We start from the raw sequence: 23,776 nt of genomic DNA, 5'->3' as shown, positions 1-23,776 counted from the left end.
CGGCGGTCACAGACGGGGGCAAGGGGTGGCGTCCCCCATCCCGTCGACCGCTCAGCGCGCCCGCACCACGCGGCCCTCGTCCCACACCGGCTCCGGCGCCTCGTAGACGTGGCCGTCGGCGCCGTACACGAGGTAGCGGTCGAAGCCGCGCGCGAACCAGCGGTCGTGGGTCACCGCGAGCACCGTGCCCTCGAAGGCCTCGAGCCCCTGCTCGAGCGCCTCCGCGGAGGCGACGTCGAGGTTGTCGGTGGGCTCGTCGAGCAGCAGCAGCGTCGCGCCCGACAGCTCGAGCAGGAGGATCTGGAACCGCGCCTGCTGCCCGCCCGAGAGCGCGTCGAAGGTCTGCTCGGCGCTGGCGGCCAGCTCGTAGCGGTCGAGGGTCCGCGCCGCCTGCTCGCGCCCCATGCCGCGGCGGCCGTGCTCGGCGCCGTCGCCGCGGTGGAGGATCTCCGTGAGCGTGCGTCCGGCCAGCTCGGGGTGCTCGTGGGTCTGCACGAACCAGCCCGGCCGCACCCGCGCCCCCAACCGGGCGCGCCCCGTGTGGGGCACCGGCTCCGGCGGCACGTCGCCGACGGGCCGCTGCTCGATCTCCGGGTCGGTGCCGCCGGCGGCGAGCAGCCGCAGGAAGTGCGACTTGCCCGACCCGTTGGAACCCAGCACGGCGACGCGCTCGCCGTACCAGACCTCGAGGTCGAACGGCTGCATCAGCCCGCTCAGCTCGAGGCCCTCGCAGACCACCGCCCGCTTGCCCGTGCGCCCGCCGGAGAGCCGCATGGTGACCTTCTGCTCGCGGGGCTGCGCGGTGGGCGGGCCGGCCTCCTCGAACTTGCGCAGCCGGGTCTGGGCCGCGCGGTACTGGCTCGACATGCCGTCGTTGTACTCGGCCTTGATCTTCAGCCGCAGCACGAGCGACTTCAGCTTGGCCTGCTCCTCGTCCCAGCGCTTGCGCTGCTCCTCGAAGCGGGCGAACCGGTCGGTGCGGGCCTCGTGGTACGACGCGAAGCCGCCCGGGTGGGTCCACACCGAGTTGCCGGCGCCCTCGGTGCCGAGCTCGACGGTCACCACCCGCGTGGCCGCGTTGGCGAGCAGCTCGCGGTCGTGGCTGACGAACAGCACCGTCTTCGGCGAGCCGGCGATGCGCTGCTCGAGCCAGATCTTGCCGGGCACGTCGAGGTAGTTGTCGGGCTCGTCGAGCAGCAGCACCTCGTCGGGACCGCGCAGCAGGTACTCCAGCACCAGCCGCTTCTGCTCCCCACCGGAGAGGGTGCGCAGCACGCGGTGGCGGGCGCGCTCGTACGGCGTGCCCAGCGCGGCGGTCGTGCAGGTGTCCCAGACGACCTCGATGTCGTAGCCGCCAGCGTCGGCGAACTCGGAGAGCGCGGTGGCGTAGCGCATCTGGGTGGCCTCGTCGTCGGTCTCCATGAGCGCCAGCTCGCAGGCGTCCACGGCGGCCGCGGCGCGCCGTACGCGGTCGGGGGCCACCGACAGCAGCAGGTCGCCCACGGTGGGGTCGTCGACCTGCTCGGCGCCGCTGCCCACGACGCCCTGGCCGACGAACTGGCGCATCACGCCGAGCCCGCCCGACCGGGTCACCACCCCCGCGTGCGGGGCGAGGTCGCCCGTCACGATCTTCAGCAGCGTCGACTTGCCCGCCCCGTTGGCGCCCACCAGCGCGACCTTGGCGCCGTCGCCGACCCGGAACGAGACGTCGTCGAGCAGCACCCGCCCGTCCGGCAGCTCGAACCTGACCCCGGCGACCTCGACATGACCCACGGGAGGCGATTGTCCGGCACGACGCCGGCCAGGTCACGTCGATATCGCCGCGCACGCGAGGAACGGCCGCCTTAGCCTGTACGGCGTGCCCCTCACCGTCACCTCGCTGCACCGCTACCCCGTGAAGTCGATGCGTGGCGAGGCCCTCGCCGACGCCGTCGTCGAGCCCTGGGGGCTGGCCGGCGACCGCCGCTGGATGGTGGTGCTGGGCGAGGGGCCCGACACCGGCCGCTTCGTCTCGGCGCGCAGCGATCCCCGGCTCGTGCTCGTCGAGCCGCGCCTGACCGCGGCCGGGCTCCACCTCGCGGCGCCCGGCGTGGAGGACGCACCCGCCCCGCTCGACGTGCCCCTGCCCGACGCCGCGACGCTCCTCGACGTCGAGATCTGGGGGTCGGAGCTGCCGGCCGCCGTGGCGAGCACGGCGGCGGACGCCTGGCTCAGCGACTACCTGGGGCACGCGGTGCGCCTCGTGCACCTCGACGACCCGACGCGGCGCCCCACGAGCCCGGCCTTCAGCCGCGCGGACGACCGCGTGGGCTTCGCCGACGGCTACCCGCTGCTGCTCACCACCGAGCGCTCGTTGGCAGCGCTGAACGAGGCGGTCGCCGAGAACGACGGCGACCCCGTGGCGATGAACCGGTTCCGGCCCAACCTGGTCGTCGACGGCGACGTGGCCTGGGCGGAGGACGACTGGCGCCGCGTGCGCGTCGGCGACGCGACGTTCCGTATGGTCAAGGGCTGCGCCCGCTGCGTGCTCACCACCGTCGACCCCGACACGGGCGCCAAGGGCCGCGAGCCCATGTGGACCCTCGCCCGCACCCGCCGCTTCGACAAGGGCGTCTGGTTCGGGGTCAACCTCGTGCCCGACGGCCCCGCCGACGCCGGGGTGACGCTGCGGGTCGGCGACGAGCTCGAGGTGCTGGAGGCCGTCGCGCCCGGGGGCGGGCCGCTCCGGGCCGCTCCCGCCGTACCCGCCTGACCGACGCCGCCGCACCCGCCTGGCCCCTGCCGATGGGTCCGGCCGATCGATCCGGCCGATGAGTCCGGCCGGCGGACCGGGTCGGCACAGGGGTACGGCGCCCACCCGGCGCCCCCGACGGAAGGTCCCACGGCATGCGCAGGCTCGTCCTCACCCAGAACATCACCCTCGACGGCGTCGTGGAGGCGATCAGCGGCTGGTTCGGTCCGGCCGGCGACGACCGGCGGGGCGACCAGTCGGACGTGCTCGCCGAGCTGCGCCGCCAGGACTCCGCCGCCGACGGCTTCCTCACCGGCCGGCGCACGTTCGAGGACATGCGGGGCTACTGGCCGCAGCAGACCGACGACACCACCGGCATCACGGCGTACCTCGACCAGGTGCAGAAGTACGTCGTCTCCTCCACCCTCACCGACCCCGCCTGGGAGCCCACCGAGATCCTCCCCGGCGCCGACCTGGCCGCCGAGGTCACGGCGCTCAAGGAGCGCGACCGGCCCGGTGAGCGTCAGGAGATCGTGGTCACGGGGTCCATCACGCTGTGCCACGACTTGCTGCGCCTCGGTCTCGTCGACGAGGTCCGACTGTTCGTCCACCCCGTCGTCGTCGGGCGCGGCCGCCGGCTCTTCCGCGAGGCCGACGGCCCCGTGGACGACACCTGGCTGACCCTGCTGGAGACCCGGGCCTTCACCTCGGGCGTCACGCTGCAGCGGTACGCCGTGGCGTGAGGCCCCGGGTCGTGGAGCGCCGGGTCGTGCGGTGCCGGCTGCGACTCCTCTGGTAGACGTACGGTGACGCGGGTCACGCCCCCGCGGACCGCCCGTGCCACCGATCGTCCGAGGAGGACCCTCCATGCCCGCATCCCCCGGCCTCGCCGGCAAGACCGCGATCGTCACCGGCGCCAGCCGCGGCATCGGCCTCGCCATCGCCCAGCGTCTCGTCGACGAGGGGGCGCGCGTGGTCATCACCGCCCGCAAGGCCGAGGCCCTCGAGGCGGCGGTGGCCGAGCTGGGCGGGCCCGACAAGGCGCTCGGCATCCCGGGGCGCGCCGACGACGCGGAGCACCAGGCCGACGTCGTGCGGCGGGCCGTCGAGACGTTCGGCAGCATCGACCTGCTGGTCAACAACACGGGCATCAACCCGGCGTACGGCACCCTGATGGACCTCGACCTCGACGCCGCCCGCAAGATCCTCGAGGTCAACGCGGTGGGCACGCTCGCCTGGACGCAGAAGGTGGTGGGCGCCTGGATGAAGGAGCACGGCGGCGCGATCGTCAACGTCGCCTCCGTCGCGGGCCTGCGCCCGGCGCCCGGCATCGCGTTCTACGGCGCGTCGAAGGCCCTGCTGATCCACCTCACCGAGGAGCTCGCCGTCGAGCTCGGCCCCGACATCCGCGTCAACGCGGTCGCCCCCGCCGTGGTGAAGACCCGGTTCGCGGAGGCGCTCTACACCGACCGCGAGGAGGAGGTCGCCGCCGCCTACCCGCTCAAGCGCCTGGGCCTCCCCCACGACATCGCGGGCGCGGTCGCCTACCTGCTCTCGGACGACGCGTCCTGGACCACCGGCCAGACCCTCGTGCTCGACGGCGGCCTCACGCTCAGCGGTGGCGTGTGACACCGACCCCCGCCGGTCGGCTGGCCGGCCAGGGCGTCGTCGTCACCGGCGCCGGACGCGGCATCGGCCGGGCGCTCGCCCTGCGGGCCGCGGCCGAGGGTGCCCGCGTGGTCGTCAACGACCTCGACGAGGAGCACGCGGCGGCGGTGGCGGCCGAGGTCGGCGGGGTCGCCGTCCCGGGTGACGCCGCGACCGACGAGGGCGTACGACGCGTGGTCGCCGCCGCGACCGAGACCCTCGGCGCGATCGACGTCTACCTCGCCAACGCCGGGATCGACACGACGCCCGACGCCGGGACCGGGCTGGGCGACGGCCTCGCCGAGGGCGCCCCGACGAGCCTCGACACCCCCGACGCCGCCTGGGCACGGATGCTCGAGGTGAACGTGATGGCCCACGTCCGGGCGGCCCGCCTGCTCGTGCCGGGGTGGCTCGAGCGCCCGGAGGGCCCGGACGGCGCCCCGCGCGGACGCTTCGTCGTCACCGCCTCGGCCGCGGGCCTGCTCACGATGCTGGGCTCCGCGCCGTACTCGGTCACGAAGCACGCCGCCGTGGGCTTCGCGGAGTGGCTGAGCGCGACGTACGGCGCCCGCGGCGTCGCCGTGCAGGCGATCTGCCCCCAGGGGGTGCGCACGGCGATGCTGGAGAACTCCGGACCGCTGGCCGCCCTGCTCTCGCGCGACAGCGCGCTCGAGCCGGAGCAGGTGGCCGACGCGTGGACGGTCGCGCTCGACGAGGGCCGGTTCCTGGTGCTGCCGCACCCCGAGGTGGCCGACTACTACCGGATGCGCGCGCAGGACACCGACGCCTGGCTCGGCGGCATGCAGCGGCTCCAGGCGAAGCTCGACCGGTCGGTCTGAGGGCCGGGCCCGGCGCCGCCGATCAGCCCAGCGGGTAGCCCTGCACGAACTCGGTCAGCGCCTTGAGCTGGTCGGGGTCGGTGGAGGGGATGACGCCGTGGCCCAGGTTGAAGATGTGGCCGCGGGCGGCGCGTCCGGCCTCGATGATCTCGGCCGCGCGGGCGGTCATGACGTCGGTCGGGGCGAACACCAGGGTCGGGTCGAGGTTGCCCTGGACGCCCCGGTCGCCGACGACGGCGAGGGCGGACTCCAGGGGGGTGCGCCAGTCGACGCCCACGACGTCGGCGCCGGCCTCGCCCATGAGGCCGAGCAGGTTCGACGTGCCGACCCCGAAGTGGATGCGCGGCACGCCGAGCTCGCCCGCCTCGGCCAGCACGCGCGCGGAGTGGGGCATCACGTGCTCGGCGTAGTCGGCCGGGGTCAGGGCCCCGGCCCAGGAGTCGAAGAGCTGGACGGCGGAGGCGCCCGCCCGCACCTGGACGGCGAGGAACGCCGCGGCGATGCCGCCGATCTTGCGCATGAGGGCGTCCCACACGTCGGGGGCGCCGAACATCATGGCCTTGGTCTTCGCGTGCTCCTTGCTGGGCCCGCCCTCGACCAGGTACGACGCCACCGTGAACGGCGCCCCGGCGAAGCCGATCAGCGGCGTGCCGCCCAGCTCGCCGGCGAGCGCGCCGACGGCCTCGGTGATGAAGGGGACGTGCTCCGGCGTCAGGTCGGGGATCGCCGCCACGTCGGCCAGCGTCCGCACGGGCGAGGCGACGACCGGGCCCACGCCGGGCTTGATGTCGAGGTCGACCCCGACCGCCTTGAGCGGCAGCACGATGTCGGAGAAGAACACGGCCGCGTCGACGCCGTAGCGGCGCACGGGCTGCAGCGTGATCTCGGTGATGAGGTCCGCCCGCATGCACGACTCGAGCATGCCCACGCCCTCGCGCAGCGCCAGGTACTCCGGGAGCGACCGGCCGGCCTGACGCATGTACCAGACCGGCGTGTGGGGCACCTGCTCACCGCGCGCCGCCTTCAGGAAGGCGGAGTCGGCGAGTCGCGGGTCGGGCGTGCGGGTGGTCTCCACTGGGTTCGACACCCAGCGATCCTCCCAGGTCAGGCGGCGTGGCGCAGCAGCGACCTCGCGGAACCGGCCTACGGTGGGCCCATGGTGGCCGGACACGACACGCGACCGGGCGGACGCCCGGCGCTGCAGCCACGCGAGTTCACCGACGCCGTGGCCGCCCTGCGGGCCGCGCGGGTGCGCCCCGAGGTGAGCCTCGAGGAGATGCCCGCGCCGCAGCGCATCGCGCCGTACGCGGTCGCCCTCACCGGCGACGTGACGGGCGCGGACGACGACGAGGTCGCGACCGGCCGCATCATCCTGCTGCACGACCCGGCCGGCAACGACGCCTGGGACGGCACCTTCCGCTGCGTCGCCTACGTGCGCGCCGAGATCGACTCCGAGCTGGCCGCCGACCCGCTGCTGGCGGAGGTCGGCTGGACCTGGCTGGAGGAGGCGCTGGAGGCCCACGGGGCGTCGTACGGCGCCGCGGCCGGCACGGTGACCTGCGTGACCACCCAGAGCTTCGGCCAGATGGCCGACGAGGACTCGACCGCGCAGATCGAGATCCGGGCGTCCTGGACGCCGCAGGGCCTCGACCTCGACACCCACGTCGAGGCCTGGGGCGAGCTGATGTGCCAGGCCGGCGGCCTCGAGCCCGTCCCGGAGGGCGTGGCCGTGATGCCGAGCCGCCGCGGCCAGCGAGGCAGGTCGTGAGCGGCGACACGCAGGTCGCGCCCGAGCCCGACGACGGGGCTGCCGACGCGCCCACCGACGACGTGACCACCGACGCCGCCGAGCCCGAGGCTCCCCTGGCTCCCCTGCTCGAGCTGCGCGACGGGCTGCCGCCGATCATCGAGACCGACGAGGCGCTCGCGGCGTACTGCGAGAAGCTCGCGGCCGGCAGCGGCCCCGTGGCGATCGACGCCGAGCGCGCGTCGGGCTACCGGTACTCCTCGCGGGCCTACCTCATCCAGCTGCGTCGCGAGGGTGCCGGTACGGCGCTCGTCGACCCCATCGCGTTCGAGTCGCTCGCCCCCGTGCAGGAGGCCATCGGCGACGCCGAGTGGATCCTGCACGCCGCGACCCAGGACCTCGCGTGCCTCGCCGAGGTCGGCCTGCGCCCCACGACCCTCTTCGACACCGAGCTCGTCGGGCGCCTGCTCGGCCACCCCCGGGTGGGCCTGGCGACCCTCGTCGAGACCCTGCTCGGCCAGCGCATGCGCAAGGAGCACTCGGCCGTCGACTGGTCGAGGCGCCCCCTGCCCGAGCCGTGGCTCGACTACGCCGCCCTCGACGTCGAGGTGCTGCTCGAGCTGCGGGAGCTGCTCGTCGCCGAGCTCGAGGAGGCCGGCAAGACCGAGTGGGCCCGCCAGGAGTTCGAGCACCTGCTCTCCTTCACCCCCACCGTCCGGGCCGAGCCGTGGCGCCGGGTCTCCGGCTCCCACCGCCTGCGCGGACGCCGCGCCCTCGCCGCCGTCCGCGCCCTGTGGGAGGTGCGCGACGACATCGCCCGCAGCCGCGACGTGACCCCCGGCCGGGTGCTGCCCGACCCGGCGATCATCGCCGCGGCCGAGGCGCTGCCCACCACGAAGGCCACCCTGCTCGCGACACCCGGCTTCAAGGGCCGGGGCGCCGACCGGTACTCCGCCCGCTGGGTCGCCGCGCTCGAGGCCGTGACGCAGCTCGACGAGGCCGACCTGCCCAGCCGCGCCCCGCGCGGCGACGGTCCCCCGCCCCCGCGGGCCTGGGCCGACAAGGACCCGGTGGCCGCCCGACGGCTCGCCCTGGCGCGCGAGCGCATGGCGACGCTGTCCGACGAGCTCCACCTGCCGGTCGAGAACCTGCTGACGCCCGACTACCTGCGCCGCATCCTGTGGCAGCCGCCCGAGGAGCGCGAGGTCGGGGAGCTGCGCGAGGCCGTGACCGTGCAGCTGCTGGGGTACGGCGCCCGCTCCTGGCAGGTGGCGCAGACCCTCGAGCTGATCGTCACCGCGATCCTCGAGGCCGACGCGACACCGCCGCCGGCCGAACCGAGCGCGACGGTCGAGCCCGACCAGTCCGACGAGGACTGACCGGCCCGACCGGCGAGCGGGCTACTCGCCCTCGCTGCTCTGCTCCTGCTCCTGGGCGGCCTCGCCGCCGAGCAGCAGCTGGGACTCCTCGTCGATCTCGAGCGTGATCGCCTCGATCGTCTCCGGGTTGAGGATCGCCGAGTTGAACAGGCGGTCGAGCAGCGGCTCGACGGCGGCGTCGAGGGCCGCCCGGTCCTCGAGCGGGGGCAGGAACTGCGTGTAGCGCAGGAAGGCGAAGAAGGAGCCCGAGTTCTCGGGGCGCTCGTCGGTCTGGAGGTAGGCCTCCGACTGCGCGACCTCGAGGTTCGACGGCACGATGTAGCCGGCCTCGGCGACCCGCGACATCACGTCGACCGAGACGAGGTCGACGATGACGTCGGCCGCGGCCTGGGGGTTCTCCGTGTCGGCCGACATGCAGATGCCGACCGCGTTGCCGACGGTGGCGCGGGAGTCGAGCTCGGGCATCGGCATGACGTCGAAGTCGAGCCCCTCGGTCTCGCGCAGGGTGGGCGTGAGCGAGCGGGGGCCGACCATCATGCCGAGCTCGCCCTGGGTGAACCAGTCGAGCGCCGGGGCCTGCTGCAGCTGCTCGGTGGTCAGCGTCAGGTCGGGGCGGCGCAGCACCAGCAGCGCGCGCTCGAGCGCGCTGCGGCTGCTCTCGTCGGAGAGCGCGAGCGACGTCGGGGGCTCCTCGTCGGCGAAGACCGCGCCGCCGCCGGAGAGCACGAAGGGGGCGATCTGGTCGAGCGTCGGGTCGACGTGCACGCCCTTGGTGCCGGTGTCGGGGTTGCTCGCGAACTCGGCGGCGGCCTCGAACATGTCGAAGGTCCAGCGCGCCCGGGCCTCCGACGGCACGGGGAGGTCCTGCTCGGCCATCGCGTCGAAGTCCACGAGGTCGGTGTTGTAGTAGACGGCCAGCGGGTCGACGCCGTACGGCATGCACATGAGCCGGCTGTCGACGCTGAAGGCGCCGACGGCGTCGAGGGAGAACCCGTCGCCGAAGTCGACGTCGCGCTCCTGCATGAGGCTGTCGACGGGCTGGATGAGCTCGCTGCGGTCGAGCCACGCCAGGTCCTCGTAGGAGGCGAGGAAGAGGTCGGGCACGTCGGCCTCGCCGGCGCGCACCTGCGCCCACGCGGCGGCGCCGTCCTCCGGGCGGTCGACGGTGACCTGGCGGGTGGCGGTGGTGGTGTTGAGGTCGGTCACCGAGTCGACGAACGCGTCGGCCACGGTGTCGGGCGTGCCGTAGAGGCCGAGCGTGAGCGCGGCGGGCGCGTCCTCCGTGGTGGGGGCCGGCTCCTCCGGGTCGTCGTCGCTGCCCGTGCAGGCGCTCAGCGCCAGGGTGAGCACGACGAGCGCGACACCCGCCTGACGCAGGTTGGTACGACGCTGCACGGAGGCGCTCCTCTCTTGCCCCCGGACCTCGAGGCGCCCGCTCACGATACCGACCCCGCACGCGTCGTCACGACGAGGCTCACGCCAACCGGTGGTGCTCCCGGGCGGCCGCGACGACGCGGTCGAAGACGGGACGCGGCAGGGCCGCCCCCTCCCGACGGATCGCGTCCGGGCGCAGCCGCAGCAGCCGGTCGAGCCGTACCTCGCTGGGACGGCCCTGGCGGTCCCAGCCGCCGGTCCCGACGTCCATCCAGTGGCGTCCGGCGGCCGCCTGACGACCGGTGTCGCGGTCGTGGTCCTTGCTCGTGAGGCCCAGCCCGAGCCAGGCGTCGTCGTCGCGGGCGAGCAGCAGCACCGGCCGGTCCTTGCCCTGGGCCGGGTCGTCCTCGAACGGCACCCAGGCCCACACCACCTCACCGGGGTCGGGCAGACCGTCGGCCCGCGGGGCGTACGACGGGGTGGCGCCGCCGCCGGGACGCGCAGGAGCACCGGGGCGGGCGGGACGGGAGGGACGGGAGGTCGGGCGCGCACGTCGGACGACGTCGGCGGCGCGCCGCAGGGTGCGGAGGAGGGGGTTGCCGGCCATGCCGGGCAGCGTAGACGCCGCTCGTCGGCGGGGCCGACGACGAGGCCCGGCCGAGCGACGGGGCGGGGAACGTGAGGCAGGTACGCCGGACCGGGAGCGCCTCACGGCGCGTGGCCGCTCGAAGCGGCTTCAATTGGGACCCGGGGCTGCCGCGGCCCGACGTACCTGCTCTCCCGATTGTAGGCCGGGGGCGGTGACGACGCACGCCGACCGGAGGATCAGACCAGCGGGTCGTCCAGCTCGGCCAGGGCGGCGTGCTCCAGCTGCTCGGAGAGGGTCAGCATGCGCTCCGTCTCGAGGTCGCCGACGGCCTCCAGCCCGGCACGGCCGGCGGCCACGACCCGCGCGAACGCCGCCGCCCGCAGCAGCACGTCGGCGAACTCGCGCTCGGCGATGCCGCGCAGCACGTCGTCGATCATCCGGCGCAGCTCGTCGGGCCCCGGCGGCTCGGCGACGCCCGCCACGACCCGGGCGACCGGGGCGTGGGTGCGGCCGACGTCGAACTGCCGGGCGGCGCCGACCGGGTCGGCGTACACCCAGGAGCGCAGCACGTAGAGGCGCCAGAGGCAGCCGGCGAGCGAGTCCGGGGACGCGCCCGACCACAGCTCGGCCAGGGTCTCGAGGCCCTCGGTGTCGGCGAGGCGCACGACGCGGTCCGAGACCTGCGCATCGCCGGCGTCGCGGGCGCCTCGCACGAGCAGGGTGGCGGCACGGTCGGCCGCGGCGGAGACCTCGGCGGGGTCGGGACCACTGGTGCGGGCGTCGAAGAACGCCGCACCCGGTCGGGTCGGACGGTGGTGACGTCGGGGGTCGTCGTTCACCGGCTCAGCCTACGAGGCACCCGAGGGGGTGGCCGCCACGTCGCCGCCACGTCGCCGCCACCTCCCCCGCCGCGTCCCCGCGTCGCGTTCAGCGGCCGTCCAACCAGGGCCGCATCCGGTCGCGCTCCGCCTCGGCCGCCGCGACCGCGGCCGCCTCGTCCGCCTCGGCCCGACCGGCGGCCTCCTCGTGCTCCGCCTCGCGCAGGCGCGCCTCGATGCCCGGCCCGCTGGCCGCGAACAGCTCGGCGATCTCCGGCGCCAGGCTGGTGCGGCCCTTGAGCACGTCGTCCCAGGTGCAGCGGCCCTCCGCGACGGCGGTCGCCACCGCCTTCAGCTGCGGCGGGGCGTCGGGGCGCGCGGCAGCCCGGGCCAGGTCCTCGGGGTCGACGCGCTCGCTCTCCGGCATCTCCAGCTGCTCCACCCGGGCCATCCGGGTGCGGAACGAGCTCAGGGCGTCGTCGAAGGAGCGCATCGCCGCCTCCATGTGGGGCGGCACGTAGGGGCGTTCGCCGGGCTGCTTCACGGGGCTCATCCGTTCCTCCGGGGGTTCGCTCCGACGCCGTAGTCCTCGGTGGGCACGTCGGTGAGCCCGGACGGGTCGGTGACCTGGATGAGGTCGGAGCCGATGTCGACGGCGGTGCCCGCGGCCTCGGCGGCCTCGATGAGCGGGGCCAGCTGCTCCTCGACCTGGCCCTGGACGAAGCCGATCGGGTCCTGGGCCGCCTCCACCACCGTGTTCACCTGCTCGACCACGGTCATGAGGCTGTCGATGAGGTCCTTGGCCTCCTGGATGATCTCGATGGCCTTGCGGACCGCGTCGATGATCTTGATCCAGCCGGCACCCGGGATCCACGCGGTCGCCGCGGCCTGGACGATCTTGTCGACCGCGTCCTTGAGCGCCCCGACCATGAAGGTCGCCACGCGCTCGAACTCGGCCGCGACGGTGGTGTAGACGAAGCCGACGAGCCGGTTGATCGGGCCCTCGATGTCGAGGGCGGCAGCGACCCGGGCGGCGTAGGAGTCGAAGGCCAGCGCCGCTCCGCCGTCCCAGTGGCCGCCGAGCGGGGCCAGCTGCGTGGTCAGGTTCGTCGCCACCTGCTCGGCGCCGTCACCGGTCTGCTCGAGCACGGTGCCGGCCCGGGAGAGCGCGTTCCAGTTGCCCGACATCGGCGTGACCAGCTCGGTGACCGGGCTCCAGCCCGTGATGAACGCGATGGCGTCGTCGACCGCGTTGATCGAGCCGCCCACGTCGTCGAGGATGCCGCGGATGTCGGCCTCCTCGAGCGCGGGCGCGTCCAGCGACGGGGCGGTGCCCGCGGGGTAGCCCACCGGGCCCGGGAAGTCCTTGTAGCCGGTGACCTGGCCCGGCATGATCGGCGAGATCTCCTCGTAGGACTTCCGGTCGGCCCCCGAGTAGTCCCACGCCGCGCGGTTGAGCTCCGTCCCCATGGCCGTGAGCAGGTCGACGCGGTTGGCGATCCGGACGCCGGTCAGGTGCGCGTACTCGTCGACGGCGGGCTTCACGAGCTCCATCAGCCCGGTGAAGCCGGACTCGGCCTTCGCCTCGTTGAGGACGTGCCCCATCACGCTCGCCGTCTGCAGCGACAGGTCGCTGCAGAGCACCGCGAAGCCCGCGAGGTGCTCCTCCTCCACGTGAAAGCTCTCGCCCATGGCGCGTCCTTCCTCTCTCGTCCGCACGGTCGGCCCCGAGGCCGGCCGGGTCGTGCCGGGTGGTCGTGTGTGGTGGGGAGGCCTGCCCACGCCGACGCGTCGCGAAACGGACGGGCCCGTCCCGTCCGGTCCGCCCCTCGGGGGTTCGGACGCCGTCCGAGCGGGCACGACCCCTGCCATGCGTACGACGAGGAACCACCTCCGGACCGGCACCCGCACGGCGGCGGGCGTGCTGCTCGTCGCCGTCCTGAGCGCCTGCGGGAGCGGCACCGGCGACGACTCCGGGACCGACGCCGGGACCGACGCCGGCACCACCTCCGACGCCGCGGCCGGCGACGACTGGCGGACGGTCGACGCCTGCACGCTGCTGACGGCCGACGACCTCGCGCCGTACCTGGAGGACCCCGCGACCCCGGGCGTCGACGACAGCGCGGACGGTCGCCCGGGCTGCGTGTGGGAGGGCGCCGACGGGTTCGCGTCGGTGCGCGTGATGCTCTGGGCGCCGCCGGCGCCGGAGGTCCAGCAGGGCGGCGACGCCCTCACCGTGGGCGACGCCGCCGGCTACGTGACCTCCCAGACGGCCACGTCGTGCCTCGTCGACGTCGAGGCCGAGCCCGCGTGGGTGCAGCTCGACGCGCGGGCGTCCTCCGACCTCGTGCCCGACGGCGTCGACGACACCACCTTCTGCAGCGAGGTCGCGGCGCCCACCGCGCAGGCGGTGCTCGACCGCGTCGGGTGAGGGCTCAGCCCGTGAGCGCCTTGCGGATGCGGGCGTCGCTCACCGGGTGGGCCGTGCCGAGCTGCTGGGCCCACAGAGAGACCCGGTACTCCTCGAGCATCCAGCGCACCGAGCGCAGCGCCGCGCCGGGCGGACGCCCGGCCGGCAGCGCCGCGAGCTGGTGCGCGTAGGAGTCCTGCAGGTCGCCGATCTGCGCCATCAGCTGACGGTCGCGCGACACCGCCTGGTTGCCGCCGGTGACGAGGCGCTCGTGGCGCTCCTCCATGGCCCGCAGGTACGTCGGGTAGCGACGCAGCTGCGTGGGCCCGGCCTCGGCGACGAAGCCGGGGCCGACCAGCCGGGCGAGCTGCGCCTTGAGGTCGGCGAGCGAGGTCAGCAGCTGCATGTCGGCGCGGCCGGTGAGGCGCTTGTCGACGGCCCGGTGGGCGGCCAGGGCGCGCACCACGTCGGCGACCACGCCCCGGACCCGGGCCTCGAGGTCGCGGCGCACGACGGCGAGCAGCGCGTCGTACGACGCCTCGTCCCGCACCGCCGGGCGCGCGTCGACCGCCTCGCCGACCGCGGCGGCGCGGGCGTCGGCGATGAGGTCGGCGATGCTCCCGTACGGCGAGCCGACGAGCCCCAGCTTGTCGGTGGTGCTCAGCCCGTCGGCCACCCGCTTGACCAGTCCGGGCTGCTCCTCGCTCACGGCGAGCAGCAGCAGGCGGCGGACGCCCAGACGGTGCCGCGCCTCCTGCTCGTCGGCCGATCCGACCACCCGCAGCCCCACGGTGGCGCCCTCGTCGTCGAGGGTCGGGAACCCGCGCACCTCGTGGCCCGCGCGCTGCTGGGTGAAGGACGTCTCGATCGTGCCGAACACCCAGGTGGTCGCGCCCGTGACGGTGTGGCCCGCGTCGGCGGCGACGTCGGCGATGGCCTGCTCGAGCGAGGGCCGCAGCGGCTCGGCGAGCACGACGAGGTCCTTGCCGCGCGCGACCACGGCGCCGTCGTCGCCCACCACGCGGAAGGTGGGGCGCAGGTGGGGTGCGACCTTCGACCAGTCCCACGCCTCGCGCGGCACCAGCGTGCCGGTGGTGGAGCGGGCGTAGCGCTCGAGCGCGTCGAGCAGCGGCTCCTCCCCCGGCGGCGTCTGGGCCAGGAAGGTGCGCGCGTGGTCGGGTGCCGGCACGAGCGAGGTGCGCAGGTTCTTCGGCAGCGACCGGATGAGCGACGTCACCAGCTCCTCGCGCATGCCCGGCACGTTCCAGGAGAAGTCGCCGGGCTCGAGCTGGTTGAGCGTGGCCACGGGTACGTCGATGGTCAGGCCGTCGTCGTCGGAGCCGGGCTCGAAGTGGTAGCTGATCGGGAAGGTGAGGTGGCTGCCCGCCGTGCCCGTGCCGACCCACTGCTCCGGGTAGTCGTGGGCGCCGATGGTCTCCGCCGTGTCGTGCGTGAGCATCGCGGGGTCGAAGACCAGGAGGCGCGGTCGCTTCTGCCGCTCGCGCTTCCACCACTGGTCGAAGTGGGCCGCGCTCACGACGTCGGCGGGCACCCGGGCGTCGTAGAAGTCGAAGAGGGTGTGCTCGTCGACCACGATGTCGCGGCGTCGGGCGCGGTGCTCCAACTCCTCCGCCTCGGCGAGCAGCTGCTGGTTCTCGACGAGGAACCGGTGGCGGCCGGTCTCGGCGGCGCCCCACTCGCCGTACACGAGCGCGTGGCGCAGGAACAGCTCGCGGCTCAGCGGGGCGTCGATGCGGCCGTACTGCACCGTGCGGTCGGTGACGATCGGGACGCCGTACAGGGTCACGCGCTCGGTCGCGACGACGCTGCCGCGCTTCTTCGACCACCGGGGCTCGGAGTAGGTGCGCTTCACGACGTGGGCGCCGATGCGCTCCGCCCAGGCGGGGTCGATGGCGGCGGCCTGGCGCGCCCACAGCCGCCCGGTCTCGACGAGCTCGGCGGCCATGAGGAACGGCGGGTTCCTCCCCTTCAGCACGCTGCCCGGGAAGATCGCGAACTTCGCGCCGCGTGCGCCCAGGTACTCGCGGGCGCCGGGGCGCTTGCCCTTCGGCGCCTCCTTCTCCCGCTCCTCGAGCATGCCGATCTGGCTCAGCAGCCCCGACAGGAGGGCCTGGTGGATGCCGTCGGCGTCGGGAGCGTCGGCGGGGGCGCCGACCTGGACGTCCATCTCCTTGCAGACCTGGCGCAGCTGGGCCTCGAAGTCCTGCCACTCGCGCACGCGGAGGTAGTTGAGGAACTCCGCCTTGCACATGCGGCGGAACGCGCTGCCGGAGAGCTCGCGCTGCTGCTCCTTGAGGTGGCGCCAGAGGTTGAGCCAGGTGAGGAAGTCGCCGGAGGGGTCCTTGTAGCGCGCGTGGGCCTGGTCGGCCTGCGCCTGCTGCTCGGCCGGGCGCTCGCGGGGGTCCTGGAGGCTCAGCGCGGCGGCGATGACGACGACCTCGCGCACGCAGCCGAGGCGCTCGGCCTCGAGGATCATCCGGGCCAGGCGCGGGTCGATCGGCAGCCGGGCGAGGCGGCGGCCCAGCGTCGTGAGACGGGGACCGGGGCGGGCGCCGGGCCGCGGCTCCTCGACCTCCAGGGCCCCGAGCTCCTCGAGCAGCTGCACGCCGGCGGTGACGTTGCGGCGGTCGGGCGGCTCGACGAACGGGAACCGGCCGACCTCACCGAGGCCGAGGCTCGTCATCTGGAGGATGACGCTGGCGAGGTTGGTGCGGAGGATCTCCGGGTCGGTGAACTCGGGACGGGCCTCGTAGTCCTCCTCGGAGTAGAGGCGGATCGCGACCCCGGCGGCGACGCGGCCGCAGCGGCCCGAGCGCTGGTTGGCGCTGGCCTGGCTGATCGGCTCGACGGGCAGGCGCTGCACCTTGGTGCGCGCGGAGTAGCGCGAGATGCGCGCGACGCCCGAGTCGACGACGTACCGGATGCCCGGCACCGTCAGCGAGGTCTCGGCGACGTTGGTGGCGAGCACCACCCGGCGGCGCGACCCCGACGGGGAGAACACGCGGTGCTGCTCGGTGGCCGAGAGGCGGGAGTAGAGCGGCAGCACGTCGACGCCGCGGGGCCCCTGGACGGCGGCCAGCTCGCCCAGCGCCTCGGCGGTGTCGCGGATCTCGCGCTCGCCCGGCAGGAAGACGAGCACGTCGCCCGGGCCCTCCGTCGACAGCTCGCGGACGGCGTCGACGATCGCCTCGGTCTGGTCGCGGACGATCGGCTCGCCCTCCTCGTCGGCCTCGGGCAGCTCGACGAGCGGGCGGTAGCGGACCTCGACCGGGAAGGTGCGGCCCGACACCTCGATGATCGGCGCGGGCGTCCCGGACCGGTCGGCGAAGTGCTCCGCGAAGCGCTGCGGGTCGATCGTGGCGGAGGTGATGATCAGCTTCAGGTCGGGCCGGCGCGGCAGCAGCCGCCGGAGGTAGCCGAGCAGGAAGTCGATGTTGAGGCTGCGCTCGTGGGCCTCGTCGATGATGATCGTGTCGTACTTCTTGAGGTCGCGGTCGCGCTGCAGCTCGGCCAGCAGGATGCCGTCGGTCATCAGCTTGACCCGGCTCTGGCGCGATGTCTTGTCGGTGAACCGCACCTGGTAGCCGACGGCGTCGCCCAGCTCGGTGCCGAGCTCCTCGGCGATGCGCTCGGCCACCGAGCGTGCGGCGATCCGGCGGGGCTGGGTGTGGCCGATCAGGCCGCCCCGGGTGCGCTTCTTCCCGTCGCGCCCCACGTGCTCGGTGCGCTGGCCGCGCCCCAGCTCGAGGCAGATCTTCGGCAGCTGGGTCGTCTTGCCCGACCCGGTCTCGCCCGCGACGACGACGACCTGGTGGTCGCGGATCGCCGCCGCGATGTCGTCGCGACGCGCCGAGACCGGCAGCTGGGGTGGGTAGGTGATGTGCACAGCCCGACCATTCTCCCCGAGGCCCCCAGGGCCGCGCGACCGGGATTCGCCCGGAGGCGCTCTGCGGGCATCGGTCGAGTGCCGGGCTCCGGTGCCACCTGGTGGCAGCAGGTCCCGGCACTGACGTTCTCCACAGGCGGATGGCCGGGCGGTGGCGGCGTCCCGCGGGCTCCGCCAGGCTCGTCTCCGTGCCCGAGACCCTGCCGCCCGACGTCGTCGCCCTGGCCGGGCGCCAGGCCGGCGTGGTCGCGCGCGGACAGCTGGTCGAGCAGGGGGTCGCGGCCCATGTCGTACGTCGGTGGCTGCGACGCCGCCTGCTCTCACCCGTCCATCCGGGCGTCTACATCGACCACACCGGTGCCCCGTCGTGGCGTCAGCGGGCCTGGGCAGCGGTCCTGCTCGCGGAGCCCGCGGCGCTGTACGGCGCCTCCGCGCTCCGGGCGGCGGACGGCCCCGGGAAGCGCGAGCACCGCGACGAAGGCCCGATCCACGTGGCCGTCGACCGCACGCGCTGGATCGTGGCCCCGACCGGATCCGTCGTCGTCCATGCGGTGCCGCGGCTGCAGGAGCGCGTCCGGTGGAACCTGGGCCCGCCGCGCCAGCGCTACGACGACGCCACCGTCGACGTCGCGCTGGCCACGACGGACCGGGTCGCCGCCATCGGGGTCATGGCGCGGAGCATCCAGCTCGGCCGGACCACCGCCGCGCTCCTCCGGGAGAACCTGGAGGCGCGCCCCCGGGTCGACGGCCACGACCGGACCTGGCTCGCCGCCGTGCTGCGCGACCTGGAGGACGGGGCCTGCTCCGTGCTCGAGCAGGGGTACGTCGACCTCGTCGAGCGCCCGCACGGCCTGCCGCGCGCCGACCGTCAGGCCCGGGCGACGGCGACGAGCGGTGTGGTCTACCGCGACAACGACTACGGCGAGGTCCTCGTCGAGCTCGACGGCCGGCTCTTCCACGACACCGCCGAGGCCCGTGACGCCGACATGGAGCGCGACCTCGACGCCGCCGTCGACGGCCAGGACACGCGACGGCTCTCCTACGGCCAGGTCTTCGAGCGGCCCTGCACGACGGCGGTCAAGCTCGGGGCGATCCTGCGCGCACGTGGATGGCAGGGCGAGGTGCGCGCCTGCGGCGCCGCGTGCGCCGTACCGGCTGCGGAGGCCTGACCAGGTCGGCCCGGGGAGGGTGCAGTGCCGGGCTCTGGTGCCAGCCAGTGACACCGGACCCCGGCACTGTCGGACCCGGTCCGCTCAGGTCGTGCCGGACGTCGTCCCAGGGGCCGCGGACCCCGTGTCGGTGTCGTCGCGCGGGGCGGTCGAGCCGGGCATGCCGCCCGGCGGAGCCGGCGGCGCGCCCTGGCCGGCGAAGGGGTCGACGGTGGTGCCGTCCGGGAGCGTGCCCGTTCCATCGGTGCCGTCGTCGGTGCCGTCGTCGGTGCCGTCGTCGGTCGTGGTGCCGGTGCCGTCGTCGGTGTCGTCGGTGTCGTCGTCGGTCCCGTCCGGCGCCTGCTGCCCGAACTGCTGGCCCTGCTGGCCGCCGCGGAATCCCTGCCCGCCGGGACCCCCGGAGGTCGAGGAGCCGTCGGTCACGGCGCCCAGCGCGACGCCGCCGCCGGCGCCGAGGATGACGCTCGCGAGGGCGACGGCGGCCACGGCGCGCAGCGAGAGCACCCGATCGCGCAGGGTGGTGCGGGGCGGCTCGACGCCGGGGCCCTGCTCCACGACGTACGTCGCGGTGCCGTCGTGCGGCGGCGGGCCCAGCCGGGGCGGAGGCTCGGCCGCGGAGGGGAACGCCGCCGTCGACGGCGGCTCCTGGGGGTAGAGGCCGAACGCATCGGGCGTCCGGTCGCCGGGACGCGGCGGGAGGTCACGGTGGGGCTGGTCGCTCATGACGTCGAGGCTGCGCGCCGTACCTGTGGCGACGCTGTGACCGAGCCGGGGATCTGCTGGGTATAGCGGGCCGGGGCCGGACCCGAGGCCGGGTCGGGGCCGACGAGGCGCCGCAGCGCGCCGTACCCGACGAGCAGCCAGCCCAGCGCGAGCACGCCCGCCAGCAGGCCGAGCAGCGTGGGCACGAACGCGCCGGCGGAGGGGTCGAGGAAGCCGTAGGCGTCGAGGCCGACGGCGTAGTAGAAGCCCAGGTAGGCGAGCGGCGGCAGCAGCCAGGTGAGGGGGTACCACCAGCGGACGGCGCGCTGGTTGCGGCCGACGAGGAGGTAGTCGGCGAGCACGAGCACCGGCGTCACGAGGTGCTCGAGCAGCGACCAGGTCTGGTCGACGTCACCGCCGAGCAGGGCGAAGTAGGCACCGCCGACGAGGAGCAGCACCACGGTGGTCGCGCCCCGCAGCCAGGGTGAACGGGGCTCGTGCCGGCGACCACCGACCAACGCCGGGTAGCAGAGCAGGCCGACGTAGACGCACGCCGTGGCCAGGCTCGCGAGCTGGCTGAGGGCCTGCCAGGCGCCCGGTCCGAGCCGGTCGGTGGCGAGCACGAACCCGGTGAGGGCGGAGCCCGCGACGACGAGGCGCCAGACCGACAGCAGGAGCAGGGAGGCGGGCACGGGCGCACGCTCTCACACCACTCACAGCAGGCGCACAGGAACCTGCGGCACAGTGCGTCGCATGGACCTGACCCGCCCCGACGGCTCCCCCCTGCGCGTCCTCGTCGTCGACGACGAGGTGAACATCGCCGAGCTCGTCGTGATGGCGCTGCGCTACGAGGGCTTCGAGACCCGGATGGCGCACACCGGCACCAAGGCCGTCGCCGCGGCGAAGGACTTCGGCCCCGACGTCGTGGTGCTCGACATGATGCTGCCCGACTTCGACGGCCTCGAGGTGCTGCGCCGCGTCCGCGTCACCGACCCGGACGTGCCCGTCCTCTTCCTCACCGCCCGCGACGCCGTCGAGGACCGGGTCGCCGGGCTCACCGCCGGCGGCGACGACTACGTGACCAAGCCGTTCTCGCTCGAGGAGGTCGTGGCCCGCCTGCGCGCCCTGCTCCGCCGCGCGGGCGCCCGCGCCGCCGACCGGGAGAACGTGCTGCTCGTCGGCGACCTCAGCCTCGACGAGGACAGCCACGAGGTACGCCGCGGCGACACCGAGGTGCAGCTGACGGCGACCGAGTTCGAGCTGCTCCGCTTCCTCATGCGCAACCCGAAGCGGGTGCTGAGCAAGGCCCAGATCCTCGACCGGGTCTGGAACTACGACTTCGGCGGCCAGGCCAACGTGGTCGAGCTCTACATCTCCTACCTGCGCAAGAAGATCGACGTCGGCCGCGCACCGATGATCCACACGATGCGCGGCGCCGGCTACGTGCTCAAGCCGGCCGACTGACCCGTGCCTCCCCCGACCCGCTCCCCCCTGGCCCGTTCCTCCCTGGCCCGCAACTCGGGCCGGCGCCCGTTCGCCTCCCTCACCTCGCGCCTGGTGGTCACCGCCGTCGCGCTGGTGGCCGTCGTGTCGCTCTGCGTCGGGGCGGCGACCACGGTGGCGATGCACGCCTACCTCACCGCGCGCCTCGACGCCGAGGTCAGCCAGTCGCTCGCCCGCGCCACCGGGTTCGACCGCGGCCCCGACGACTCCCCCGGCCTGCCGCCGCGCCCCACCGACGGCACCGGGTGCTTCCGCGCGATCCCCGGGCAGGGGGCCGGCACCCTCACGGCCACGTACGACGCGAGCGGCGGTACATCGGGCGGCTCGGGCGACATCGGCTGCGTCATCACCGCCAGCGCCGGCACCCAGACCCTCTCGAGCGCGGCGATGGAGGTGCTCGAGACCGTCCCGACCGACGGCGAGGTGCACGCCGTCGACCTGCCCGGCGTCGGGGACTACCGCGTCGCGGCCCTGGAGACCGGCAGCGGCACCGTCGTCAACGGCCTGCCCACCGACGACGTCGACGGCGTGCTCGCGAGCCTCATCTGGTGGGAGGCGCTCCTGGCGCTCCTGGGCATCGGGGTGGCCGCGGGGGCGGGCCTCGTCGTCGTACGACGCCAGCTGCGGCCCCTGCGCGAGGTCGCCGCCACCGCGCACGAGGTCGCGACCCTGCCGCTCGCCCGCGGCGAGGTCGACCTCGTCGGCCGCGTGCCGCCGTACCTGACCGACGAGCAGACGGAGGTCGGCCGGGTCGGGGCCGCCCTCGACACGCTGCTGACCCACGTCGACGACGCCATCACCGCCCGGCACCGCAGCGAGCAGCAGGTGCGCCAGTTCGTCGCCGACGCCTCCCACGAGCTGCGCACGCCGCTGGCGACGATCGCGGGGTACGCCGAGCTGGCCCGCCGCCGGCGCGGCGACGCCGACGCGGCGCGGACGGCGCTGGTCAAGGTGGAGGGCGAGTCCGGACGCATGGCGCGGCTCGTGGAGGACCTGCTCATGCTCGCCCGGCTCGACGCCGGCCGCCCGCTGGCGCAGGAGCCCGTCGACGTGACGATGCTGCTGCTCGAGACGACCGCCGACGCCCGGGTGCTGGCGCCCGACCACCGGTGGCGCCTGGAGCTGCCCGACGAGGCCGTCGAGGTCACCGGCGACGCCCACGGCCTGCACCAGGTGGTCACCAACCTGCTGACGAACGCCCGCAAGTACACGCCCGCGGGCACCACGGTGACGGTCACGGCCCGGCCCGAGGACGACGTCGTGCGCCTGCTCGTGCACGACGACGGACCGGGGTTCCCCGAGCCGCTCGTGGGGTCGGCGTTCGACCGGTTCGTGCGGGGCGACACCGCGCGGACCCGCGACACCGACGCCGACGACGGCCCCGACGGGCCCGACGGGGGGCGCGGAGCGGGGGGCTCCGGACTCGGGTTGGCCCTGGTCAGGGCCATCGTGGAGGCCCACGGCGGCTCCGTCGGCTTGAGAAGTCGGCCCGGAGACACCACGGTGGAGGTGCTGGTCCCGCGCGGACCCGCTACGCTGACCGACGGGCAGATTGTCTGACAATCCGGGCGCCACGACCCGGAGGCCATGCCCGCAACGACACGAGGAGGCGAGCATGACCAGCACGACGACCCACGGCACCACTGCGACCCCGACCACGGACGGGACGGTCGACGCTCCCCGCAGCCAGGCCTACTTCCAGGAGGCCCAGGAGCGCACGGCGCACAACTACCACCCGCTCCCGGTGGTGGTCGCCCACGCCGAGGGCGCCTGGATGACCGACGTCGACGGCACCCGCTACCTCGACATGCTCGCGGGCTACTCCGCCCTCAACTTCGGCCACGGCCACCCCGAGCTGCTGGCCGCCGCCCACGAGCAGCTCGACAAGCTCACGCTCACGAGCCGCGCGTTCGTGCACGACCAGTTCGGCCGGTTCTGCGCCGGGCTCGGTGACCTCGCCGGCAAGGAGCTCGTGCTGCCCATGAACACGGGGGCCGAGGCGGTCGAGACCGCGATCAAGGTCGCCCGCAAGTGGGGCTACGACATCAAGGGCGTCGAGAACGACTCCGCCGAGATCATCGTGGCCGGCGGCAACTTCCACGGCCGCACGACGACCATCGTGGGCTTCTCCGACGACCCCGACGCCCGCGACGGCTTCGGCCCGTTCGCGCCCGGCTTCGTGCAGGTGCCGTACGGCGACGCGGCCGCCCTCGAGGAGGCCATCACCCCGAACACGGTGGCCGTGCTCATCGAGCCCATCCAGGGCGAGGGCGGCGTGGTCATCCCGCCGACCGGCTACCTGCGGGCGGTCCGCGAGATCACGACGCGCCACAACGTGCTCTTCGCGGCCGACGAGATCCAGGCCGGCCTCGGCCGCACCGGGCGCACCTTCGCCTGCGACCACGAGGACGTCGTGCCCGACCTCTACGTGCTCGGCAAGGCCCTCGGCGGCGGCATCGTGCCCGTCTCGGCGGTCGTCGCGAACCGCGACGTGCTCGGTGTGCTCCACCCGGGCCAGCACGGCTCGACGTTCGGCGGCAACGCGCTGGCGTGCGCGGTCGGCGCGAAGGTCGTCGAGATCCTCGCGAGCGGCGAGCTGCAGGAGCGTTCCGAGAAGCTGGGCATCGTGCTCCGCACGCGCCTCGAGTCGCTCGTCGGGCGCGGCGCGCTCGCCGTCCGCACCCGCGGGCTCTGGGCCGGCATCGACGTCGACCCGGCGGTCGGCACCGGTCGCGCGGTCTGCGAGGCGCTCATGGCCCGCGGCGTGCTCGCCAAGGACACCCACGGCTCGACCATCCGCCTCGCGCCGCCGCTCGTGGTGACCGAGGACGACCTCAACTGGGGCCTCGACCAGCTCGAGGCCGTGGTGACCGGGGGCTGACGCCTCCCGGGGTGCGCCTCACAGCCTGCTGACAGGCGCACCCCACGCCCCACCCAGCGGAGCGGTCGAGCCTCGGGGTC

21 protein-coding genes are annotated in these 23,776 nt (G+C 74.7%); 11 read left to right on the top strand and 10 right to left on the bottom strand.

The window, feature by feature from the left end:
* Positions 1 to 51: 51 nt before the first annotated feature.
* Positions 52 to 1,773 (bottom strand): ABC-F family ATP-binding cassette domain-containing protein, encoded by a 1,722-nt coding sequence (locus K329_RS0107160; protein ID WP_028472496.1) that lies wholly within the window; start codon positions 1,771 to 1,773, stop codon positions 52 to 54.
* A gap of 85 nt (positions 1,774 to 1,858) precedes the next feature.
* Between K329_RS0107160 and K329_RS0107155 the strand changes: the two genes are divergently transcribed.
* From K329_RS0107155 to K329_RS0107140, 4 genes are all read left to right on the top strand, one after another.
* The gene (locus K329_RS0107155) at positions 1,859 to 2,752 is read left to right on the top strand and encodes an MOSC domain-containing protein (RefSeq protein ID WP_245596468.1); all 894 of its coding nucleotides are present in this window, start codon (positions 1,859 to 1,861) and stop codon (positions 2,750 to 2,752) included.
* A 134-nt stretch (positions 2,753 to 2,886) separates the two neighbouring features.
* A complete protein-coding gene (locus K329_RS0107150) occupies positions 2,887 to 3,474 on the top strand; it encodes a dihydrofolate reductase family protein (protein ID WP_028472494.1) in 588 nt (195 codons plus the stop codon).
* 124 nt (positions 3,475 to 3,598) lie between these two features.
* Positions 3,599 to 4,360, top strand: a complete 762-nt coding sequence (locus K329_RS0107145) for an SDR family oxidoreductase (protein WP_028472493.1) — start codon at positions 3,599 to 3,601, stop codon at positions 4,358 to 4,360.
* Positions 4,357 to 5,217 carry an SDR family NAD(P)-dependent oxidoreductase gene (locus K329_RS0107140; protein ID WP_084541082.1) on the top strand — a complete coding sequence of 287 codons (861 nt, stop codon included), beginning with the start codon at positions 4,357 to 4,359 and terminating at the stop codon, positions 5,215 to 5,217. Before K329_RS0107145 ends, K329_RS0107140 begins: the two co-directional genes overlap by 4 nt.
* Positions 5,218 to 5,239: 22 nt before the next feature.
* On the opposite strand, the gene hemE is transcribed toward K329_RS0107140, so the two are convergent.
* Complete coding sequence (hemE, locus tag K329_RS0107135) at positions 5,240 to 6,304, bottom strand: uroporphyrinogen decarboxylase (protein ID WP_245596467.1); 1,065 nt, start codon at positions 6,302 to 6,304, stop codon at positions 5,240 to 5,242.
* 69 nt (positions 6,305 to 6,373) lie between these two features.
* Between hemE and K329_RS0107130 the strand changes: the two genes are divergently transcribed.
* Both K329_RS0107130 and K329_RS25280 read left to right on the top strand, forming a co-directional pair.
* Entirely contained in the window at positions 6,374 to 6,985 is a 612-nt protein-coding gene (locus K329_RS0107130; protein WP_052336525.1) for a DUF3000 domain-containing protein, read from the top strand.
* Positions 6,982 to 8,343, top strand: a complete 1,362-nt coding sequence (locus tag K329_RS25280; RefSeq protein WP_084541081.1) for an HRDC domain-containing protein — start codon at positions 6,982 to 6,984, stop codon at positions 8,341 to 8,343. The genes K329_RS0107130 and K329_RS25280 overlap by 4 nt, the downstream gene beginning before the upstream one ends.
* Positions 8,344 to 8,364: 21 nt before the next feature.
* On the opposite strand, the gene K329_RS0107120 is transcribed toward K329_RS25280, so the two are convergent.
* The 5 genes from K329_RS0107120 to K329_RS0107100 form a co-directional block, all read right to left on the bottom strand.
* Positions 8,365 to 9,738 carry an ABC transporter substrate-binding protein gene (locus K329_RS0107120; protein WP_028472489.1) on the bottom strand — a complete coding sequence of 458 codons (1,374 nt, stop codon included), beginning with the start codon at positions 9,736 to 9,738 and terminating at the stop codon, positions 8,365 to 8,367.
* A gap of 79 nt (positions 9,739 to 9,817) precedes the next feature.
* The gene (locus tag K329_RS30760) at positions 9,818 to 10,324 is read right to left on the bottom strand and encodes a type II toxin-antitoxin system PemK/MazF family toxin (RefSeq protein WP_245596466.1); all 507 of its coding nucleotides are present in this window, start codon (positions 10,322 to 10,324) and stop codon (positions 9,818 to 9,820) included.
* Positions 10,325 to 10,542: 218 nt separating this feature from the next.
* Entirely contained in the window at positions 10,543 to 11,145 is a 603-nt protein-coding gene (locus tag K329_RS0107110) for a hypothetical protein (RefSeq protein WP_028472487.1), read from the bottom strand.
* Between the two features lie 88 nt (positions 11,146 to 11,233).
* Positions 11,234 to 11,677, bottom strand: coding sequence for a hypothetical protein (locus K329_RS0107105; RefSeq protein WP_028472486.1), 444 nt, complete (start codon positions 11,675 to 11,677; stop codon positions 11,234 to 11,236).
* Positions 11,674 to 12,816 carry a WXG100 family type VII secretion target gene (locus K329_RS0107100; protein WP_028472485.1) on the bottom strand — a complete coding sequence of 381 codons (1,143 nt, stop codon included), beginning with the start codon at positions 12,814 to 12,816 and terminating at the stop codon, positions 11,674 to 11,676. Before K329_RS0107100 ends, K329_RS0107105 begins: the two co-directional genes overlap by 4 nt.
* A gap of 178 nt (positions 12,817 to 12,994) precedes the next feature.
* Between K329_RS0107100 and K329_RS25275 the strand changes: the two genes are divergently transcribed.
* Positions 12,995 to 13,555: a DUF3558 domain-containing protein gene (locus K329_RS25275; protein WP_043642545.1), complete on the top strand. Its 561-nt coding sequence runs from the start codon at positions 12,995 to 12,997 to the stop codon at positions 13,553 to 13,555.
* Between the two features lie 4 nt (positions 13,556 to 13,559).
* Here K329_RS25275 and hrpA read toward each other — a convergent pair whose 3' ends face one another.
* Positions 13,560 to 17,441 (bottom strand): ATP-dependent RNA helicase HrpA, encoded by a 3,882-nt coding sequence (gene hrpA, locus K329_RS25270; RefSeq protein WP_043642544.1) that lies wholly within the window; start codon positions 17,439 to 17,441, stop codon positions 13,560 to 13,562.
* 188 nt (positions 17,442 to 17,629) lie between these two features.
* Between hrpA and K329_RS0107085 the strand changes: the two genes are divergently transcribed.
* Positions 17,630 to 18,610, top strand: coding sequence for a hypothetical protein (locus K329_RS0107085; protein WP_028472877.1), 981 nt, complete (start codon positions 17,630 to 17,632; stop codon positions 18,608 to 18,610).
* Between the two features lie 84 nt (positions 18,611 to 18,694).
* On the opposite strand, the gene K329_RS0107080 is transcribed toward K329_RS0107085, so the two are convergent.
* Together K329_RS0107080 and K329_RS29430 are read right to left on the bottom strand one after the other, a co-directional pair.
* Positions 18,695 to 19,333 carry a hypothetical protein gene (locus tag K329_RS0107080; RefSeq protein WP_028472484.1) on the bottom strand — a complete coding sequence of 213 codons (639 nt, stop codon included), beginning with the start codon at positions 19,331 to 19,333 and terminating at the stop codon, positions 18,695 to 18,697.
* Positions 19,330 to 20,004, bottom strand: a complete 675-nt coding sequence (locus K329_RS29430; protein ID WP_052336524.1) for a hypothetical protein — start codon at positions 20,002 to 20,004, stop codon at positions 19,330 to 19,332. Before K329_RS29430 ends, K329_RS0107080 begins: the two co-directional genes overlap by 4 nt.
* 61 nt (positions 20,005 to 20,065) lie before the next feature.
* Between K329_RS29430 and K329_RS0107070 the strand changes: the two genes are divergently transcribed.
* Genes K329_RS0107070 through rocD form a run of 3 tightly spaced genes read left to right on the top strand, consistent with a single transcriptional unit; the run spans position 20,066 to position 23,696 of the window.
* The gene (locus tag K329_RS0107070; protein WP_028472483.1) at positions 20,066 to 20,776 is read left to right on the top strand and encodes a response regulator transcription factor; all 711 of its coding nucleotides are present in this window, start codon (positions 20,066 to 20,068) and stop codon (positions 20,774 to 20,776) included.
* Between the two features lie 3 nt (positions 20,777 to 20,779).
* A complete protein-coding gene (locus K329_RS25260) occupies positions 20,780 to 22,375 on the top strand; it encodes a sensor histidine kinase (protein WP_245596465.1) in 1,596 nt (531 codons plus the stop codon).
* Between the two features lie 55 nt (positions 22,376 to 22,430).
* Entirely contained in the window at positions 22,431 to 23,696 is a 1,266-nt protein-coding gene (rocD, locus tag K329_RS25255; RefSeq protein ID WP_052336523.1) for an ornithine--oxo-acid transaminase, read from the top strand.
* Positions 23,697 to 23,776: the final 80 nt, after the last annotated feature.

Source organism: Nocardioides alkalitolerans DSM 16699 (assembly GCF_000426525.1).
Lineage (GTDB): Bacteria > Actinomycetota > Actinomycetes > Propionibacteriales > Nocardioidaceae > Nocardioides > Nocardioides alkalitolerans.
This window is presented reverse-complemented; position numbering and strand designations above follow the sequence as displayed.

Bases quoted from the DNA above. Each gene is read 5' to 3' on its own strand.
- K329_RS0107150 (WP_028472494.1), top strand. From the start codon at position 2,887: ATGCGCAGGCTCGTCCTCACCCAGAACATCACCCTCGACGGCGTCGTG.
- K329_RS0107145 (WP_028472493.1), top strand. From the start codon at position 3,599: ATGCCCGCATCCCCCGGCCTCGCCGGCAAGACCGCGATCGTCACCGGC.
- K329_RS0107130 (WP_052336525.1), top strand. From the start codon at position 6,374: ATGGTGGCCGGACACGACACGCGACCGGGCGGACGCCCGGCGCTGCAG.
- K329_RS30760 (WP_245596466.1), bottom strand. From the start codon at position 10,324: ATGGCCGGCAACCCCCTCCTCCGCACCCTGCGGCGCGCCGCCGACGTC.
- K329_RS0107105 (WP_028472486.1), bottom strand. From the start codon at position 11,677: ATGAGCCCCGTGAAGCAGCCCGGCGAACGCCCCTACGTGCCGCCCCAC.
- K329_RS0107100 (WP_028472485.1), bottom strand. From the start codon at position 12,816: ATGGGCGAGAGCTTTCACGTGGAGGAGGAGCACCTCGCGGGCTTCGCG.
- K329_RS25275 (WP_043642545.1), top strand. From the start codon at position 12,995: ATGCGTACGACGAGGAACCACCTCCGGACCGGCACCCGCACGGCGGCG.
- K329_RS0107080 (WP_028472484.1), bottom strand. From the start codon at position 19,333: ATGAGCGACCAGCCCCACCGTGACCTCCCGCCGCGTCCCGGCGACCGG.
- K329_RS0107070 (WP_028472483.1), top strand. From the start codon at position 20,066: ATGGACCTGACCCGCCCCGACGGCTCCCCCCTGCGCGTCCTCGTCGTC.
- rocD (WP_052336523.1), top strand. From the start codon at position 22,431: ATGACCAGCACGACGACCCACGGCACCACTGCGACCCCGACCACGGAC.